The organism is Aestuariivirga sp., from assembly GCF_047602625.1.
In the GTDB taxonomy this organism is placed as follows: domain Bacteria; phylum Pseudomonadota; class Alphaproteobacteria; order Rhizobiales; family Aestuariivirgaceae; genus Aestuariivirga.
Genome location: NZ_JASGGV010000002.1, coordinates 936,170 through 952,707, shown reverse-complemented (window position 1 = coordinate 952,707; position 16,538 = coordinate 936,170). Strand labels below are relative to the sequence as shown.

17 protein-coding genes are annotated in these 16,538 nt (G+C 62.3%); 14 read left to right on the top strand and 3 right to left on the bottom strand.

Annotated elements, in window-relative coordinates:
- Positions 1–7: 7 nt before the first annotated feature.
- On the top strand, positions 8–1,051 hold the full coding sequence (locus QM694_RS09635; RefSeq protein WP_415006722.1) for an NAD(P)-dependent oxidoreductase: 1,044 nt from the start codon (positions 8–10) through the stop codon (positions 1,049–1,051).
- On the opposite strand, the gene QM694_RS09630 is transcribed toward QM694_RS09635, so the two are convergent.
- Positions 1,046–1,708, bottom strand: a complete 663-nt coding sequence (locus QM694_RS09630; RefSeq protein WP_415006721.1) for a TetR/AcrR family transcriptional regulator — start codon at positions 1,706–1,708, stop codon at positions 1,046–1,048. The genes QM694_RS09635 and QM694_RS09630 overlap by 6 nt on opposite strands.
- Positions 1,709–1,817: 109 nt before the next feature.
- Here QM694_RS09630 and QM694_RS09625 point away from each other — a divergent pair, with 109 nt between their 5' ends.
- The 4 genes from QM694_RS09625 (at position 1,818) to QM694_RS09610 (ending at position 5,424) form a co-directional block, all read left to right on the top strand.
- On the top strand, positions 1,818–2,321 hold the full coding sequence (locus QM694_RS09625) for a biotin/lipoyl-binding protein (RefSeq protein ID WP_415006720.1): 504 nt from the start codon (positions 1,818–1,820) through the stop codon (positions 2,319–2,321).
- Positions 2,209–3,021, top strand: coding sequence for an HlyD family secretion protein (locus QM694_RS09620; RefSeq protein ID WP_415006719.1), 813 nt, complete (start codon positions 2,209–2,211; stop codon positions 3,019–3,021). The genes QM694_RS09625 and QM694_RS09620 overlap by 113 nt, the downstream gene beginning before the upstream one ends.
- A gap of 8 nt (positions 3,022–3,029) precedes the next feature.
- Entirely contained in the window at positions 3,030–4,592 is a 1,563-nt protein-coding gene (locus QM694_RS09615) for a DHA2 family efflux MFS transporter permease subunit (RefSeq protein WP_415006718.1), read from the top strand.
- A gap of 67 nt (positions 4,593–4,659) precedes the next feature.
- Complete coding sequence (locus tag QM694_RS09610; RefSeq protein WP_415006717.1) at positions 4,660–5,424, top strand: Crp/Fnr family transcriptional regulator; 765 nt, start codon at positions 4,660–4,662, stop codon at positions 5,422–5,424.
- Positions 5,425–5,428: 4 nt separating this feature from the next.
- On the opposite strand, the gene QM694_RS09605 is transcribed toward QM694_RS09610, so the two are convergent.
- Entirely contained in the window at positions 5,429–5,932 is a 504-nt protein-coding gene (locus QM694_RS09605) for a hemerythrin domain-containing protein (RefSeq protein ID WP_415006716.1), read from the bottom strand.
- Between the two features lie 171 nt (positions 5,933–6,103).
- Between QM694_RS09605 and ccoN the strand changes: the two genes are divergently transcribed.
- Genes ccoN through QM694_RS09560 form a run of 9 tightly spaced genes read left to right on the top strand, consistent with a single transcriptional unit; the run spans position 6,104 to position 15,737 of the window.
- Complete coding sequence (gene ccoN, locus QM694_RS09600) at positions 6,104–7,726, top strand: cytochrome-c oxidase, cbb3-type subunit I (protein WP_415006715.1); 1,623 nt, start codon at positions 6,104–6,106, stop codon at positions 7,724–7,726.
- A gap of 12 nt (positions 7,727–7,738) precedes the next feature.
- Complete coding sequence (ccoO, locus tag QM694_RS09595; protein ID WP_415006714.1) at positions 7,739–8,479, top strand: cytochrome-c oxidase, cbb3-type subunit II; 741 nt, start codon at positions 7,739–7,741, stop codon at positions 8,477–8,479.
- On the top strand, positions 8,479–8,634 hold the full coding sequence (locus tag QM694_RS09590; protein WP_415006713.1) for a cbb3-type cytochrome c oxidase subunit 3: 156 nt from the start codon (positions 8,479–8,481) through the stop codon (positions 8,632–8,634). The genes ccoO and QM694_RS09590 overlap by 1 nt, the downstream gene beginning before the upstream one ends.
- A gap of 3 nt (positions 8,635–8,637) precedes the next feature.
- Complete coding sequence (gene ccoP, locus QM694_RS09585) at positions 8,638–9,513, top strand: cytochrome-c oxidase, cbb3-type subunit III (RefSeq protein ID WP_415006712.1); 876 nt, start codon at positions 8,638–8,640, stop codon at positions 9,511–9,513.
- A 21-nt stretch (positions 9,514–9,534) separates the two neighbouring features.
- Positions 9,535–11,097, top strand: coding sequence for a cytochrome c oxidase accessory protein CcoG (gene ccoG / locus QM694_RS09580; RefSeq protein ID WP_415006711.1), 1,563 nt, complete (start codon positions 9,535–9,537; stop codon positions 11,095–11,097).
- Positions 11,094–11,579, top strand: a complete 486-nt coding sequence (locus tag QM694_RS09575; RefSeq protein WP_415006710.1) for a FixH family protein — start codon at positions 11,094–11,096, stop codon at positions 11,577–11,579. The genes ccoG and QM694_RS09575 overlap by 4 nt, the downstream gene beginning before the upstream one ends.
- Positions 11,580–13,874, top strand: a complete 2,295-nt coding sequence (locus QM694_RS09570; RefSeq protein ID WP_415006709.1) for a heavy metal translocating P-type ATPase — start codon at positions 11,580–11,582, stop codon at positions 13,872–13,874.
- A complete protein-coding gene (gene ccoS / locus QM694_RS09565; protein WP_415006708.1) occupies positions 13,871–14,020 on the top strand; it encodes a cbb3-type cytochrome oxidase assembly protein CcoS in 150 nt (49 codons plus the stop codon). The genes QM694_RS09570 and ccoS overlap by 4 nt, the downstream gene beginning before the upstream one ends.
- 52 nt (positions 14,021–14,072) lie before the next feature.
- Entirely contained in the window at positions 14,073–15,737 is a 1,665-nt protein-coding gene (locus tag QM694_RS09560) for a GMC family oxidoreductase (protein WP_415006707.1), read from the top strand.
- Here the strand turns inward: QM694_RS09560 and QM694_RS09555 are convergent.
- Positions 15,729–16,538: an alpha/beta hydrolase gene (locus QM694_RS09555; RefSeq protein ID WP_415006706.1), complete on the bottom strand. Its 810-nt coding sequence runs from the start codon at positions 16,536–16,538 to the stop codon at positions 15,729–15,731. The genes QM694_RS09560 and QM694_RS09555 overlap by 9 nt on opposite strands.

Sequence of the window (16,538 nt, the reverse complement as noted above, 5' to 3'; positions counted from 1 at the left end):
CCATCGCATGACGTTATCTCCCATCAGGATCGGAGTGACCGCCGATCTGTTCGATTCCACAGGCCGCCCGCTGTTTGGAACAGCGCCGTTCAAGCTTTTTGCCGATGCGGGCCTCGCATGGGAGAAGCTGCCGCCGTGCAACCCCGTCTCGCCGGAATATCTGGCTGATTACGACGCGCTGTTTTTGGGCGGCGCGAAGGTCAGGGAAGAAGACCTGAAACTCGACAAGGGCCGCTTGCGCGTTCTGGCGCGCAATGGCGTGGGCTTCGATGCGCTGGATATTCCGGCACTCACGCGCCGCGGCATTCTTGTCACCAACACGCCGGTCGCCGTCCGTCATTCCGTCGCCACCATCGCGCTGGCCTTTCTCCTCTCTCTCAGCCTGCGCTTGCCGCTGAAGTCACGCTTGCCGCGCGAGGGCCGCTGGGCGGAACGTGGCGATTATCCGGGCATCGGGCTTCCGGGCCGTACCATCGGCCTCATCGGTTTCGGCGGCATCGGGCAGGAGTTCGTGCGCCTCCTCAAGCCCTTCAACCTGCGCGTGGTGGTGGCCGATCCCTTCACCACTGACGCCGTCTGCGCGCAGCATGGCTGTGAGCGCATGGACCTTGATGCCCTGCTGGCCACGTCGGATTTTGTCGTGGTCGCCTGCCTTCTCGATGCGCGCACGCGGCATCTCCTCAATGCTGAGCGCCTGAAGCTGATGAAGCCTTCGGCCTTCGTCATCAATGTCGCGCGCGGGCCCATCATCGACGAGGCGGCGCTCATTCACGCGCTGCAATCCGGCATCATCGCCGGGGCTGCGCTTGACGTTGTGGAGAAGGAACCGCCCGATCCCGGCAATCCGCTGTTCACCATGGAGAATGTGATCGTGACGCCCCATTCCCTGTGCTGGACGGACACGTTCATGGATGAATGCGTGCGCACGGCGATCAAAAGCGTCATCGATGTGGTTCAAGGCAGATTGCCGGAATTCGTCGTCAACCGCGATGCGATTGGCCAGGCGCGCGTCAATGGCTGGCTCAAAACTGCTGCGGCAACGGCATCATAAACCGCGAGGGTTTTTATCCGTCGCATAGGCCGCGAAGAAAACCCGGACGGCGGACTGGGCCACATGCTCCAGCCTTTCGGGAGACGTGTCCACCGCGCAGCCATAGAGCAGGGGCTTCACGATGCTGCTGAGGCAGAGGTCCTGAAACTGCATCGCCGCGAGGTCCACGTCATCAATCTTGAATTCGCCTGCCTCCACGCGGGCGCGCAGGAAGTTTGCGAGGATCGTCGCGCCATAACGGGGGCCGGCTTCGTAAAAGGCACGGCCGATGCCGGGAAACTTGGCTGACGCCGCGATGACGGTGCGGGCGTAAGACATGGACGGCTTCATGCACATGAGGCCTGAGAGGTTACGGGCAATGTCGGTCAGAACCTCCCGGGCGGGGCGTGTATCGCCGATATAGCGGCTGAAGGTCTGTTCCACCGCCTGCCGCTTGTCGTCCGAGACCAGCGCCTCGAAGAGTTTTTCCTTGGAGGGGAAGTAGGCATAGACGGTGGCCTTGGAGACGCCCGCCGCCCGCACGATGTCGTTCATGCTGGCGCCGTCAAACCCCTGGGCGAGGAAGGTCGCGCGGGCGCCATCGAGAATCTGGCGGCGTTTTTCTGAATCATGTTCAGGCGTTGCTGGTTCGCGCGCCAGAAGGGCGGTGGCAGGCATTTTCTGATCCCATTGGAACTGAACTGTACGGTTTAGTCTTGACATAACGCAGAAACGGTCATAATTCAAGCGCCGAACTAAACCGTTCAGTTCATTTATGGAAAGTGCCATGAAAAGTTCCGCCGCCATCCGCGAAGTTCCCGCCGCCGAACCGGCAAGCGAGGCGAATGCGCCCGTGCCGTTCGAGGCCAAGGCGCGGCAGGAAAATCCGCAAGCCCCAAAGCCTGAGGCAGAGGCGGTGTCGGCACCATCGCCCAAGCCATCCCGCAAGTTCCCGGTGCGCAAGGCGATTTTCGGGATGATCCTTGTGGCGGCACTGGCGGGCGCGGCTTGGTATGGGCATGAATGGTATACGGTTGGCCGCTTTGTCGTGTCTACGGATGACGCTTACGTCAAGGGAGACACCTCTGCGCTGGGTGCCAAGGTGGCAGGCTATGTCGCCGCAATCCCCGTCGCTGACAACAGCGCGGTGAAGGCCGGGGACGTGCTCCTGACGCTTGATGACGGCGATTACAAACTCGCCATGGATTTCGGCCAGGGCGAAGATCGACTTACAGAAGGCCACGATCGACGTGATCACCCGCCAGATCGACGGGCAGCAGGCGCAGATTGATTCCGCGCAAGCCCAATATGACATGGCCTCGGCGCAGGCCGAGAATGCCGACCTCGTGCTGCAGCGGCAGCAGCAGCTTGGCGCCAAATCGGTGGCGAGCCAGCAAACCGTGGACGACGCCGTCACCAAGGCCAAATACAACCATGCCGCCGTGGCGCAGGCACAGGCGGCAATCGCCGCCGCGAAAAACCAGCTTACGGTTCTGCAGGCGCAGAAGATCGGCGCAGAAGCCTCGCTCAAGGAATTGCAGGTCGATGAAGCGCAGGCCGAGCGGAATTATTCCTTCACCGTCATCAAGGCGCCCTTCGATGGCATCGTGGCCAATCGCGCCGTGGAGCCTGGCCAGTATGTGGCGCCCGGCCAGCGGCTGATGGCGCTGGTGCCGAACGTCAATTACATCGAGGCCAATTTCAAGGAAACGCAGATTGCCAACCTCAAGCCGGGGCAGATGGTGGATGTCTCCGTCGATGCGCTGGACGGCGAGACGCTGAAGGGCGTGGTGGAAAGTATTTCGCCTGCCTCGGGGGCTGAGTTCTCACTGCTGCCGCCAGAGAACGCCACCGGCAATTTCACCAAGATCACGCAGCGCATTCCGGTGCGCATCCGCATGCCTGCCTTTGCGATGGAGAAGCTGCGGCCCGGCCTCTCCGTCACCGTGTCCGTCAACACGCATTACAATCCCGGCACCGCCACGAACTGAACCCCGCCATGAACTCGCCCGGACCTTCAACCGCCCTGAACATGCGCCATGTGGTGGCGTTCGTGGCGATGGTGTTCGGCATGTTCATGGCGATCCTCGACATCCAGATCGTGTCGGCATCGCTCTCGGAAATCCAGGCGGGCCTTTCCGCAAGCCCGGATGAAATTGCCTGGGTGCAAACGAGCTATCTGATCGCCGAGGTGATCATGATCCCGCTGTCGGGCACGCTGTCGCGCATTCTCTCGACCCGCGTGCTTTATACGATTTCGGCGGGAGGCTTCACGCTGATGAGCTTTCTCTGCGCGCAGGCCGATTCGATCAGCAGCATGATCGTCTTCCGGGCGCTGCAGGGCTTTATTGGCGGGGCGATGATCCCCACCGTCTTCGCCACCTCGTTCCTGATCTTCCCGCGCGAGAAGCAGCCGGTCATCACGCCGATCATCGGGCTTGTCGCCACGCTGGCGCCCACTATCGGGCCGACGGTTGGCGGCTATCTGACGGACCTGTTCTCCTGGCACTGGCTGTTCCTCGTCAATATCGTGCCGGGCATCGTCGTGACCGTCGCCGCATGGTTCCTGATCGATTTCGACAAGCCGGACTGGTCGCTGGTTAAGAACTTCGACTGGTTCGGCCTCATCTTCATGGGCGTGATGCTGGGCTCGCTCGAATATATCCTCGAGGAAGGCCCGCGCGATGACTGGCTGGACAGCACCGTCATATCCACGCTGATCGTCATCTGCATTGCCTCGGCGCTTGCCTTCGCATGGCGCATCGCGAGCGCCAAGCAACCCATCGTGGATTTCTCGGCCTTCGCCAACCGCAATTTCTCAGCGGGGTCGCTGTTTTCATTCTCGCTGGGCGTCGGCCTCTATGGCCTGACCTTCCTTTATCCCGTCTATCTCGCCCGGGTGCGCGGCTATTCCTCGCTGATGATCGGCGACACGATGTTCGTAACGGGCATCGCCATGTTCCTCACCGCGCCCATCGCTGGCCGGCTGATGACAAAGATCGATCCCCGGCTAATGATGGCGACGGGCTTTGCCGGCTTTGCCGTGGGCACATGGATCGCCTCCGCCGTCACCAAGGACTGGAGCTTCAACGAACTGCTGATCCCGCAGATCCTGCGCGGCGTGTCGCTGATGATGTGCATGATCCCCATCACCAACATGTCGCTCGGCACGCTGCCGCCCGCCAAGCTGCGCGGCGCATCCGGCCTGTTCAATCTCACCCGAAACCTTGGCGGCGCGGTGGGGCTGGCGATCATCAACACGGTGATCAACCACCGTACGGATTTCCATTATGAGCGGCTGGCCGAGCATGTGACATGGAGCAACCCGGCGGCGCTTGAAACGCTGGACGGCTTGACCAAATCGCTTTCCACGCTGGGATCGGACGCCTCCTCGGCGGCGCTGGCCAAACTCTCACAGATGGTGCAGCGCGAGGCCTTGGTGATGGCGATCGGCGACGTGTTCGTTCTCCTCACGGTTCTCTTCGCCGCCATCGCGATCCTGACGCCACTGATGCGAAAACCCCGCCCTGCGCCCGCCGGAGCGGGGGCAGGCGGCCACTGATCCTGAAGCCCTCCCTGCGGCTTTGCGGCAGGGTTGCCTTGCCCCACGGCTCGACTAAATTGGGGGCATGGAAAACGGCAAACGGCTTGGCGCAGCGCAGGGAACGCAGCGGCAGGATATTCACAATTCCGGCATACCTGTGGTCTGTGCCTCCTGCGAGGCGCGCCACAGGGGAATCTGTGGCGCGTTATCTCCGGCCCAGCTTTCCGAACTCAGCAAGCATACGGCGAAGGGCGTGATTTCGCCGGAGGCCAAGCTTGCCCTCGAAGATGATCCTGCAGACCATTATTCCAATATTCTGAAGGGTGTGGTGAAGCTCTCCAAGCTCATGGCGGATGGGCGGCAGCAGATCGTTGGGCTGCAATTCGCGTCCGATCTGGTGGGAAAGCTGTTTGGGGAGCGCAATGATTTTGCCGCCGAAGCGGCAACGGAAGTGCAAGTTTGCACCTTTCCACGCAGCGCGCTCGAACACCTTGTCAGTGAAGTGCCGGAACTTGAACAGCGGCTGCACCGCCAGACACAGCGGGAATTGGCCGAGGCGCGTGAATGGATGCTGATGCTGGGGCGCAAATCCGCTACGGAACGGGTTGCCAGCTTCCTGCATTTCATCGCCTTGCACAGTGACCCGGAACACCCAGCCAGCGGGAAAGCCATGCAGTTTGAAATTCCGCTGAAGCGCAGCGACATCGCGGATTTTCTCGGCCTTACCATCGAGACGGTGAGCCGCCAGTTCACCAAGCTGCGGCAGATCGGCGCAATCCGGCTGATCACCAACCGCGTCGTGGAAGTGCCGGATCTCGAACGCCTGCGCGAGATTTCCGAAAGCGGCTGAAGACCTAGTGCTGGGGCTCGCTCATCTGCCGCACCAGCGGCATGATGTGTTCGCGCTCGAAAGCGATGTGCCGCCGCTGGCTTTCAAAGAACCCTCTCAGCATCCATGCGAGGGCTTCTGCCTGATGCCGGTCCCGCGTCGTCACATAGTTGCGCGTGGCATGATAAATGTCCTGCGCGAAGTCGCTGTCGCCCAGATGTTCCATCTCCAGCCGGCGAATCGATTGAACCAGTGATTCTGCGCCCCCGTGCGCGGCCAGAAGCGAGGGGAAAAGCACCTTCTCTTCAAAATCATGCGCCGCTTCGATGACGGAAAGAAGACGGCGCGTGGTCTCCAGGCTGGCGCTTGTGTGGGGCAGCAACGGCAGGGCGTCGGCAATATGTTCAAGCTCGTTGCAAATCGCCGTCTTGCGCTCGAGATGACAGGAAAAAACAACAGCCAGCGGTTGCCCGCCTGTTGACGGACAATGTAAATCGCCGGCTCCGGGTTTGCTTCGGGAATTGGTCATCGCGTGCTGTGTGTGTGGCGCATGGTGGCCCATTCAAAACCGCATCTTCCTGATCCAGGCCCCAAACGTCCTTGATCCTGATCAATGCCGCACCGCGTCAAAGCTGCGAATACGCCACAAGAAAGCCATGTGTTATGCATGGCGCACAGATCCGCTTGAGAGGGGTTTTCCATGAAAAACGGGGGCGCAGCGTTATCGGTTGCCGTAGGCGCCTTTCTGGCGCTGCTGGGCGCCGCGATGGGCGAAGACGCGCTCTTCCGCGCGCATATGCTCATCGCCACGATTGTGCTGGCGATTGCGGCGGTGATCCTGCTGCGGCGCGTCAAGTTTGCACCGGCAGGCGGTGTACTTGCCGAGCCCGATACGTCGGGCTACATGGACGAAGTTGTCCGCTACGGCGTGATCGCCACGGTGTTCTGGGGTGTCGTCGGCTTCCTCGTGGGCGTGGTCATCGCCTGCCAGCTTGCCTGGCCTCTCCTCAACATCGAGCCATGGTTCAATTTCGGCCGTCTCCGCCCGCTTCATACGTCGGCGGTGATTTTTGCGTTCGGCGGCAACGCGCTGCTCTGTACCTCCTTTTATGTCGTGCAACGGACAACGCGCGCCAGGCTGTGGGGCGGAAACCTCGCGTGGTTCGTGTTCTGGGGCTATCAGTTCTTCATCGTCATGGCGGCGACCGGCTATCTGCTGGGCATCACCCAGGGCCGTGAATATGCCGAGCCGGAATGGTACGTCGACCTCTGGCTGACGATCGTCTGGGTCTGCTACCTCTTGGTGTTTCTCGGCACGCTGGTGAAGCGCAAGGAACCCCACATTTATGTGGCCAACTGGTTCTACCTGTCCTTCATCGTCACCATCGCCATGCTGCATGTGGTGAACAATCTGGCGGTGCCGGTGTCGTTCCTGGGCTCCAAGAGCTACTCGGTGTTCTCGGGCGTGCAGGACGCGCTGACCCAGTGGTGGTACGGCCACAACGCGGTGGGCTTCTTCCTCACTGCGGGCTTCCTCGGCATGATGTATTACTTCGTCCCAAAGCAGGCCAACCGCCCGGTCTATTCCTACCGGCTGTCGATCATCCACTTCTGGGCACTGATCTTTCTCTATATCTGGGCAGGACCGCATCACCTTCACTACACCGCTCTGCCCGACTGGGCGCAGACACTCGGCATGGTGTTCTCGATCATGCTGTGGATGCCCTCATGGGGCGGCATGATCAACGGCGTCATGACGCTTTCGGGAGCGTGGGACAAGCTCCGCACCGATCCCATTCTCCGCATGATGGTGATGTCGCTCGCCTTCTATGGCATGTCGACCTTCGAAGGCCCGATGATGTCTGTGAAGTCGGTCAACGCGCTTAGTCACTATACCGACTGGACCATCGGCCACGTGCACTCCGGCGCCCTTGGCTGGGTTGGCATGATCAGCTTCGGCGCGGTCTACCATCTCACCCCCAAGCTGTGGAACCGCGAGCGGCTCTATAGCCTCAGGCTGGTCAACTGGCACTTCTGGCTCGCCACCATCGGCATCGTGATCTACGCGTCTGTGATGTGGGTGTCGGGCATCATGCAGGGCCTGATGTGGCGGGAATACAATGACCAGGGCTTCCTTGTGTATTCCTTCGCCGAAACCGTTGGCGCCATGCATCCCTATTATGTGGGCCGCATGTTTGGCGGGCTTCTCTACCTTCTGGGCGGGCTGGTGATGGCCTACAATATCTACCGCACCATCCGCGGCGACATCCGTGAGGAAATCCCCATGGGCGCCGAAGCCCCGACCCTGCAACCGGCTGAATAAGGGACCACGGCAATGGCTTCCGAATCCATTCTCACAGGCCACCAGAAGATCGAGCGCAACGTCTCGCTGCTTCTCGTCTTCTCCCTGCTCGTCGTCACGGTGGGCGGCCTGGTGGAAATCGCCCCGCTGTTCTGGCTGCAGAACACTATCGAGACCGTGAAAGGCATGCGCCCCTACACGCCGCTCGAACTGGCGGGCCGCAACATCTACATCCGCGAGGGCTGCTATCTCTGCCACTCGCAGATGATCCGCCCGTTCCGCGATGAAGTGCAGCGTTACGGCCATTATTCGCTGGCGGCCGAGTCGATGTACGACCATCCGTTCCAGTGGGGCTCCAAGCGCACCGGGCCTGATCTGGCCCGCGTGGGTGCGCGCTATTCCAACGAATGGCACGTGCAGCACCTTACCGATCCGCGCTCGGTGGTCCCTGAGTCGGTGATGCCTCCCTATGGCTTCCTCGCCCAGAATGATCTCGACGCCAATGACATCGCACTCCATCTCAAAGCCAACGAGGACGTCGGTGTTCCGTATACGGATGATGACGTGAAGAACGCGCTCGCCGATCTCAAGGCGCAGGCCGATCCCAACGCCGACACCACCGATCTCCTCAAGCGCTATCCCAAGGCGGTGACGGGTGACTTCGACGGCAATCCCGAACGGCTTACCGAAATGGATGCCCTCATTGCCTATCTGCAGATGCTGGGCACGCTGGTTGACTTCTCGACCTATCAACCCACGCAGGATGACCGGTGATGGACCTCGATTATCACACGATGCGCGCTTTCGCGGACAGCTGGGGGCTTCTGGCCATGGCGCTGTTCTTTGTTGCCGTCCTTTTGTGGGTGATCCGGCCGGGCGCCGGGGCATCCGCCAGGGACGCTTCCGAAATTCCCTTCAGGGAGGAGTGAGCGATGTCTGACGCTCAGAAAGTTGACCCCGTTTCGGGGATCGAAACCACCGGCCACAGCTGGGATGGCATCGAGGAACTGAACAACCCGCTTCCACGGTGGTGGCTGTGGACCTTTTATGCGACGATCCTGTTCGCGATCGGCTATACCATTCTTTATCCGGCCTGGCCCGGGATTCACGGCGCGACCAAGGGCCTGTTTGGCTGGTCGAGCCGCGCCGACCTGCGCTCCGAGATGACGGCGGCCGACGCCGCCAACGCGGCGCTCGTCGAGAAGATCAAGTCGTCCGATATCAAGACCATTCTTGGCGACGACAATCTTCGCACTTTCGCGGTGGCGGCCGGCGGCTCTATTTTCAAGGTGCGTTGCGTGACCTGCCATGGTTCTGGCGCGCAAGGCGGCCCCGGCTATCCCAACCTGAATGACAATTCCTGGCTCTGGGGTGGCACGCCGGAAGACATTCTCCAAACCATTACCCATGGCGTGCGTTTTGCGTCGGATGCCGATACGCGCAGCCCGCCGCCGATGCCGGCCTTCGGCAAGGACGGCATGCTGGATCAGACGAAGATCGTGCAGGTGGCGAATTTCGTGCGCAAGATTTCCGGACAGACGTTCGATGAAGCGCAGGCAACGCCGGGGGCTGAAGTGTTCGCGCAGAATTGCGCCTCCTGCCATGGCGACAAGGGCGAGGGCAAGGCCGAGTTCGGCGCGCCGCAGCTCAATGACGCGATCTGGCTCTATGGCGGCACGCTCGCCGACATCGAACACCAGGTCAACAATCCCCGGCTTGGCGTCATGCCGGCGTGGGGACCGCAGCTTGGTGACGTCGCCGTGAAGGAGCTGGCTGCCTATGTGCACTCGTTGGGCGGGGGCCAGTAGCCTCCGGAGGTGAAGAGCGTAATGTCTGTCGAACAGGTTGAGCAACAGGATGTGAAGGCCGTGAACCGGGGCGCGAAAGCCTCCGGTCCGGCGCTTTACAAGAGGCGCGAGAAGATTTTCCCGCGCAAGGTTTCGGGCCATTTCCGAAATCTCAAGTGGCTCATCATGGCGGTGACGCTGGCGATCTACTACATCACGCCATGGCTGCGCTGGGGTCGCGGGCCTTTTGCGCCCGATCAGGCGGTTCTCGTCGACATCGCGCGCCGTCGCTTCTATGCCTTTTCCATCGAAATCTGGCCGCAGGAATTTTTCTATGTGGCGGGCCTTCTCGTCATGGCGGGCATCGGCCTCTTCCTCGTCACCTCGGTGGTGGGCCGCGCCTGGTGCGGTTATACCTGCCCGCAAACGGTGTGGACCGATCTGTTCATCGCGGTTGAAAGCTTTTTTGAAGGCGACCGCAACGCCCGCATCAAACTCGACAAGGCGCCGTGGACATTGCACAAGATCGCCGTCCGGGTTGCCAAGCACCTGACCTGGCTTGTGATCGCGGTGGCGACGGGCGGCGCATGGATTTTCTATTTCACCGACGCGCCGACGCTGCTCAAGGAGTTCGTGACGGGGCAGGCGCCGTTCATCGCCTATGCGACCGTCGGCATCCTGACGGCGACGACCTACATTTTCGGTGGGCTGATGCGCGAACAGGTGTGCATCTATATGTGCCCCTGGCCGCGCATCCAGGCGGCGATGCTGGATGAGGACTCGCTCGTCGTCACCTATAATGACTGGCGCGGCGAACCCAGAAGCCATGGCTCCAAGAAAACGCTGGCGCAGGGCATCGCTGCAGGTGACTGCGTGGATTGCAACGCCTGCGTGGCCGTCTGCCCGACCGGCATCGACATCCGCGAGGGACAGCAGCTTGAATGCATCACCTGTGCGCTGTGCATCGACGCCTGCAACCAGGTGATGGACAAGCTCGACAGGCCGCGCGGGCTCATTTCCTATTCCACGCTGCGTGACTACAACCACAACATGGCGCTGGCCCGCGATCCGGCCAGCAAGGCCATCGTTCCTTCGCGCGTGCGGGACGCCGCCGGCGCCTTCGTGTCGGGCGTGCGCCATTTCAACTGGCATATTTTCTTTCGCCCCCGCACGCTGATCTATGTGGGCTTGTGGAGCCTGATCGGCATCGGCATGCTGTTCATGCTGCTGACGCGCGACCGCCTGCAGCTCAACGTGCTGCATGACCGCAATCCGCTTTCCGTACTTATGTCCGATGGCTCGATCCGCAACGGCTATACCGTCAAGCTCCTCAACATGATGCCCGAACCGCGCGTCATCACCCTGTCGCTGGAAGGCCTGCCGGGCGGCACGATGACGGTGGCGGAAATGCCGGAGATCCAGGGAAAGAGCGCCGACATCAACGTCGATCCCGACAAGCTGAAGGCCATGCATCTCTTCGTCACCCAGCCAAAGCAGCTTCAGCTTCCCGGGCAGACGCCGTTCCGCATTGTGGTGCGTGACAGGCAATCGGGAGAGAGCGATAATTACAATGCCCAGTTTGAAGTTCCGGGAGGTTCGCCATGAGTGACTCACTGCAAGCGACGCCGCTGACCGGCCGGAAAGTGGCGGCGATCTTCGTGGCATTCTTCGGCGTAGTCATCGCCGTCAACACCGTGCTGGCCGTGATGGCGGAGCGCAGCTGGACGGGCCTCGTGGTCGAGAACTCCTATGTGGCGAGCCAGACCTTCGACAAGGATACGGCGGAGCTTCAGAAGTCCCTCGACATGAAGATCGCCCATATGCTGCATTTTGATGGCAGCGCGCTTGATCTTAAGCTCACACAGCCGGATGGAACGCCCTTCGCGGTCGAGAATGTCAAACTGTCGCTCGGCCGCCCTGCCGACAATGAAGATGATCAGGTGATTTCGCTCACCCGCATCGATCCCGGCCAGTATCAGGGCAAGGCCAGCCTCAAGCGGGGCGTGTGGGAAGGTGAGATATCGGCCAGCATGGCGGATGGCGACACCTGGCGGAAGCCCGTACGGCTGATCGTGGGCGGCCCATAAATGAGCTGCTGCGTCGGATCGGCGGTTGGAGAAACTGCGGCCGGTGCAGCGCAGGTGCAGCCGCTGCAGCGTCTCAATGATCTCAAGGCCGGTTCGCGCGCGCTGGCTGATGGCGCCACGCTCTACACACTTACAGTTCCGGCCATTCACTGCGGCCAGTGCATCACCACCATCGAGAGCGCGCTGGCGGATGTGCCGGGCGTCGTCTCGGCCCGGGCCAATCTCTCGCTACGGCGCGTGCTGGTGAAACTTGGCGCCAGCGCCGAATCCCCCGAGGCCGTGGTGGAGGCTCTCGATGAGCTGGGTTATCCGCCGATGGCGGCCATCGAGGATGATGGCCGGGCGGATGCCGAATTCAAGTCACTGGTGCGGGCGCTGGCGGTGGCGGGTTTTGCCGCCGCCAATATCATGCTGCTGTCGGTTTCCGTCTGGTCGGGCAGCGATGGGGCGACGCGTGATGTCTTTCACTATCTCTCCGCACTGATCGCCATTCCGACGGTGGCCTATGCCGGCCGGCCCTTCTTCCGCTCCGCCGCCTCAGCCCTGGCGCACCGGCGCATGAACATGGATGTGCCGATTTCGCTGGGCGTGCTGCTCGCCACCGGCATGTCGCTCTATGAAACACTGAAAGGCGGCCATCACGCCTATTTCGATGCGGCGGTGTCCCTACTGTTTTTCCTGCTGATCGGCCGCACGCTGGATCAGCTTATGCGGGCCAAGGCGCGCGATGCGGTGGGGCGTTTGGCCCGCCTGGCCGCCAAGGGCGCCATGGTGATCGCCGATGACGGCACAACCGCCTATCAGCCCGTTGACCAGATCGCGCCCGGCATGATGGTGCGCGTGGCGGCTGGCGAGCGCCTGCCGGTCGATGGCATCGTCGCCGAGGGCGAAAGCGATGTGGACCGTTCGCTGGTCACCGGCGAAAGCGAGCCCGTCGCGGTGCGCGCGGGCGCCAGCCTCGAAGCGGGCACGCTCAATCTCAGCGGCGTTCTCGATCTCCGCGCCACGCGCAAATCGGATCAATCCTTCCTCGCCGAAGTGATGCAGATGATGCAGGCTGCGGAGACAGGCCGCAGCGCCTATGTGCGCATGGCCGATCGCATGGCCAGACTCTATGCGCCGATGGTGCATGTGATGGCGCTGGCCGCCTTCCTGTTCTGGATGGTCTGGACATGGGGTGACTGGCATGTGTCGCTCACCGTCGCCATTTCGGTGCTGATCATCACCTGCCCCTGCGCGCTGGGCCTTGCGGTTCCGGTGGCGCATGTGGTGGCGGCGTCACGGCTCTTCGCATCGGGCGTATTGATGAAAGATGGCTCGGCGCTGGAGCGGCTGGCGGACATCGACCACGCGGTGTTCGACAAGACGGGCACGCTCACGGGCCCGGTGGCGTCGATCCACACCAATACGATCCCCAAGGGCAGGCTGTCGGCCATTGCCAAGGCGCTGGCCCTGCGCAGCATTCATCCCGCCGCGCGCAGCCTCGCGGCCAGCCTTGATGGCGCTCCGGCTGAGGGGCTCGCCTATCTGCATGAAGTGCCGGGCCATGGCGTTGAAGCGGTGAGCGACGGGTCACGTGTCCGCCTGGGCCGCAAGGCCTGGGTTGCGGAGATTGTGTCGGGCGCTGTGGCAGATATAGGCTCGGGCCTGGGCTTCGCCATGGACGGCACGCCGCTGTTTTCCGTTGACCTTAAGGAGACGCTGCGGCCGGGCGTGCGCGAGACGGTGCAACGCTTCAGGGCAGCGGGGATCGAGAGTGAGATTTTGTCCGGCGATGCGCGTGAAGCGGTTTCCCGCGTGGCCGATGCGGCTGGCATCACCAGCTTCACGGCCGGCGTGAAGCCGGGTGAGAAGCTCCATCACCTGCAGGAGATTGCCACTGAAGGCCATCGCGCGCTGATGGTGGGTGATGGGCTGAATGATGCGCCAGCGCTTGCCGCCGCGCATGTCTCCATGGCGCCTGCGGGCGCTTCCGACATTGGCCGCATGGCCGCCGATTTCGTGTTCACGCGCGATGATCTCCTGCCGGTGTGGCATGCCCATGTGATCGCCACACGGGCCCGGCGCATCGTGAAGGAGAATTTCGCCCTCGCCATCGTCTATAACGCCATCGCTGTTCCGCTGGCGCTGGCGGGGTTGATGAGCCCGTTCATCGCGGCGCTGGCCATGTCATCCTCCTCCATTCTCGTGGTGGGAAACAGCCTCAGGCTCAGGCTGATCCGCAGCCCCGCCGCCGCCTCCGCACCTGCGCTGCCTGACGAAGCCGTGCAACAGCCGCTTAAGGCCGCCGCATGACCAGCCTCGTCGTTCTCATTCCCGTGGCGCTCGGCCTCGGCCTTCTGGGGCTGGGCGCGTTTTTCTGGAGCCTCAGGTCGGGCCAGTATGAAGATATGGATGGCGCGGCGGCGCGGATTCTCGAGGATGAGAAGCGCAAGGACTAGCCCTGCGGTTTCCGCACTGGAGTGCCGGGCCTGCTGAGGCTATGCCTGCGCCATGGCAGATACTTCTTTCGATTATATCGTGGTGGGCGCGGGCACGGCGGGATGCCTGCTCGCCAACCGCCTCAGCCGCGATCCCAAAACCCGCGTGCTGCTTCTGGAAGCGGGCAAACGCGACAATTATCCGTGGATTCACATTCCCGTCGGCTATCTCTATTGCATCGGCAATCCGCGCACCGACTGGATGTTCAACACCGAAGCCGAGAAGGGCCTCAATGGCCGGTCGCTCCGCTATCCCCGGGGCAAGACGCTGGGCGGTTGCTCCTCCATCAACGGCATGATCTATATGCGGGGGCAAGCGCGCGACTATGACGGCTGGGCCGGGATGACGGGCGACGAAAGCTGGTCATGGGCCAATGTGCTACCGCTCTTCAAGGCGCATGAGGATCATTACAAGCTCGATGGTGGCGCCGATCCGAAAACGGGAGACAATTCGCGCTTCTCCGACCTGCATGGCCATGGCGGGGAATGGCGGATCGAGAAGCAGCGCCTGTGCTGGGATATTCTGGAAGCCTTCTCGGCGGCAGCCGTGGAAGCCGGTGTTCCGCGTACGGATGATTTCAATACCGGCGACAATGAAGGTATCGGCTATTTCGAGGTGAACCAGCGGTCGGGCTGGCGCTGGAATACCGCCAAGGCTTTCCTCCGCCCCGCCAGTGGCAGGCCCAATCTCACAGTATGGACGGAAGCGCAGGCCGAGAAGCTGTTGTTTGAAACAGGCCCAGATGGCGTCTTGCGTTGTTCTGGCGTCGCCGTGCGCCGGGCGGGGCAGCGTGTGGAGGCCAAGGCTACGCGCGAGGTGGTCCTTTCGGCGGGCGCCATCGGTTCGCCGCAGCTTTTGCAGCTCTCGGGCATAGGGCCTGCTGCGCTGCTCCGGCAGCATGGCATCGGCGTGATGCGGGACATGCCGGTGGGCGAGAACCTTCAGGATCACCTGCAAATCCGCGCCGTGTTCAAGGTGACGGGCACCAAGACCCTCAATGCCATCGCCAATACGCTGTTCGGCAAGGCGTCGATCGGCCTTGAATATGCGCTGAAGCGCACCGGCCCGATGAGCATGTCGCCCTCGCAGCTCGGCGCGTTCACAAGGTCCGATGCGGGGAAGGCGCATGCCAATTTGCAATATCATGTGCAGCCGCTGAGCCTCGATGCCTTTGGCCAGCCGCTGCACAGCTTTCCCGCCTTCACGGCCAGCGTCTGCAATCTCAACCCCACGAGCCGGGGCAGCGTGCGCATCCGGTCGCCGCGGCCTGAAGATGCGCCGATGATCGCCCCCAATTATCTGTCCACGGAGGAAGACCGCAAGGTTGCCGCCGACAGCCTCAGGCAGGTGCGGCGCATCGTGGCGCAGCCGGCGCTGGCGCGCTTCAAGCCGGAGGAATGGAAACCCGGCGTTCAATATCAAAGCGACGATGAACTGGCGCGGCTGGCGGGCGACATCGCCAGCACCATCTTCCATCCCGTCGGCACGACGCGCATGGGGCGCGGCGATGATCCGGCGGCGGTGGTCGACAGCCGCTTGCGCGTGAAGGGCGTCAAGGGTTTGCGGGTGGCCGATGCTGGCGTCATGCCGCTCATCACCAGCGGCAACACCAATTCGCCCACGCTGATGATCGCCGAGAAGGCGGCGGCAATGATCCTGGCGGATGCGTCAGGTTGACAGGATCAGGCGGCGGAGGAGTGTGCCCGTGCTCGAGTCCGGCATGCCCAGATCGCGCATCGCGCTCATGTGGTTGAGGCCGGGCAACAGCACAGCCGCCACATCCACACCCTGTCCTGCCAGATGGGCGCGGAAGGCTGACGCCTGCGCGTGGAAAGGCGGCGTTTCGTGCGCGCCTGTGGCGATAATCACCTGACTCGCCACAGATTGTTTCAGCTTCAGGGGAGAAAGCGTTGCCGCCTCTTCATCGGTGATGCCGATAAGGGGCGCGAGAAATGACGCTTGCAGCGGCTTCAAGTCATAGAGTCCGCTGAGCAGGAAGGCGGCCTTGACCGGGCTTCCAACAGCGAGAGTGAAGCAGCCAAGATGGCCGCCAGCGGAATGGCCGCTGACCGAGAGGCGCGCAGGATCCCCGCCGTGCCGCGCGATGTTATGTGCCAGCCAGTCAACGGCGCGCCGGACCTGCACCACGATGGTGTCCATGCGCACGCCGGGCATCAGGTCATAGTCCATCACCGCCGCGATGGCGCCGCAGGCCGTGACAGTATCGGCCACGAAGGAAAAATCTTCCTTCGCGAACATGCGCCAGTAGCCGCCATGGATGAACAGGTGAACGGGCGCGCCATCCTCCATGCGGGACGGAATAAACAGGTCCAGCGTCTGGCTTCCTCCATCGCCATAGGCGATCCCGGCTTTCATCGGCAAAGTGCTCCGCGTGGCAGTGCTGCGCTGCCGGTATTCTTCCACCAGCGCATCGAACTCCGGCACGTGGTCGCGGGTGCGGAAAGGGTCTTTCATCAT